The following is a 1,615-nucleotide window of genomic DNA, read 5'->3' as shown; positions in this document are numbered from 1 at the left end:
AAGGTTACCAAGTGGGGAGCAAAAGCTACCGAAGGTTCCGTTCAACGGGCTTTCATTTCTTGTCTTTCAGACAAAACGAAAGCTTAGTTATTAGCGGTAGTTAATTGTTTCGTGAAGTTCATATTAGTCTGCGAACGCTTGTCCATAAAAAATTAAAAAGGTATTGGTCGCTTTGTTATATTTTAAACATTCCCAATTGTTATAAACAGAGCTAGTCGCAATACAAAGTGAATTTGATAAATTCCTTTTTGAAACGTTCTTTGAAAAACAGCCACTTTTTAAAACAAAATCTTCATCTTTTGAAATGTCCACAATTTTGCATGGTGTAGATTCTAAATAACTTTGAGGTTTTTTTATTAGATATTCTTCTTGATAAACTATCTCGTCAGCTAATTGATAGTCAAGTGTGCCGAAAGCACCGTAATTACAATCGGCAGTTTCCAAGCCATTTTCTACTCTTAATTCTCGAAATAATTCAAAGTATTTATTTGTCAGTTCGTTATAAACTAAAATTGAAACTCGCTGGTTTTTCTTGTCATAAATAACAAAAGCACAATCATTTTTATTTTCTTGAAACAAATTACCTTTGGCTATGGATAACAATTCATAATCAGCCTTTGTCTTAAAATATTCTTGATGTTTTAGAATTAATGTCTGTTTCAACGTAGTATCTATTTCTGAAAACACTTTTTTTTCAGAAAGTTGTTTTAAAGTTTCTTTGTGATATTTTAGTTTGTCGGCAAACTCGGGTTTGTCATAGGTAGAAGTCAGATAGTCAGTTGAGTTAATTGTTTTATCCTCGATTGTCTTTGCTGAAGATTCACTTTTTGAAATAATGCCCTTGTCCGTTTGAGCAGAATTATCAGAAGTCTTGTCACTCTGTTGTTGTGTTGAACATGCAAAGAATAATGTCAAAATACAAATTGTAAATAATTTCTTCATTGTCGTGTTTTCTTAATTGCTGGTAACGTCAGTCTGTGAAAAAACCTTCGTTTATTATATCCAAAAATAGGGAAATAATTTTAATAATTGAATTCTATTTTCGTATATTTAATGAAGCAACATATCACCGGAATTGCCCGCAATCAAATGGTTTTTACGAGTTTAGAAGATCCGATTTCTTAGGATAATCTTGTTCGGCTTGTAGATGCTTTTGTGGAGAGTATGAATTTAAAAGCATTGGGTTTTAATTGCAAAATTGAAGAACTGGAAGTCGCCTTACAAAACGAAGTCTGGTTTTGTTAATAAAACGACTTATTTTGAGCTTGTTTTCGGTTATGTGAAAAATAAATTATCAAATGCAGCCTAAAACAATAGCCTGCTTAAAAACGCATTTATTGAGGTTTGAAAGGTTGATTAAATTGAATATTTAGGTGGAAATTGAGTTTTTTCACAGCCTGACGTTTTGCGTATTGGCGATAATGCGGCTTAATATGTAAAATCTTTCTATTATAAACTAAACATCAAAATATCTAAAATCTTTAAACTTGCGAAAATCCCACACTATTGCAAAACCGATATTGAACTAAACCTTCGGTAGCTTTTCCCGATTCGCTGTTTTGTTACCTTTGTTTTTATTAATTCAAAAATACAATTAAAATGGCTACAAAAAAAA

General features: G+C 31.4%; 1 protein-coding gene. It reads right to left on the bottom strand.

What is annotated here, in order from left to right; translation table 11 throughout:
• Positions 1-123: 123 nt before the first annotated feature.
• Entirely contained in the window at positions 124-942 is an 819-nt protein-coding gene (locus tag HNQ03_RS15980) for a hypothetical protein (RefSeq protein ID WP_173780693.1), read from the bottom strand.
• Between the last annotated feature and the right edge of the window lie 673 nt (positions 943-1,615).

The sequence above is a fragment of the Frigoriflavimonas asaccharolytica genome (assembly GCF_013294015.1).
GTDB lineage: Bacteria > Bacteroidota > Bacteroidia > Flavobacteriales > Weeksellaceae > Frigoriflavimonas > Frigoriflavimonas asaccharolytica.
Note: the sequence above shows the minus strand (reverse complement) of the source record. Positions and strands in the feature narration are given on the sequence as shown.

What these genes read in the sequence shown, in the direction of transcription:
- HNQ03_RS15980 (WP_173780693.1), bottom strand. Translation starts at nt 942, where the DNA reads ATGAAGAAATTATTTACAATTTGTATTTTGACATTATTCTTTGCATGT.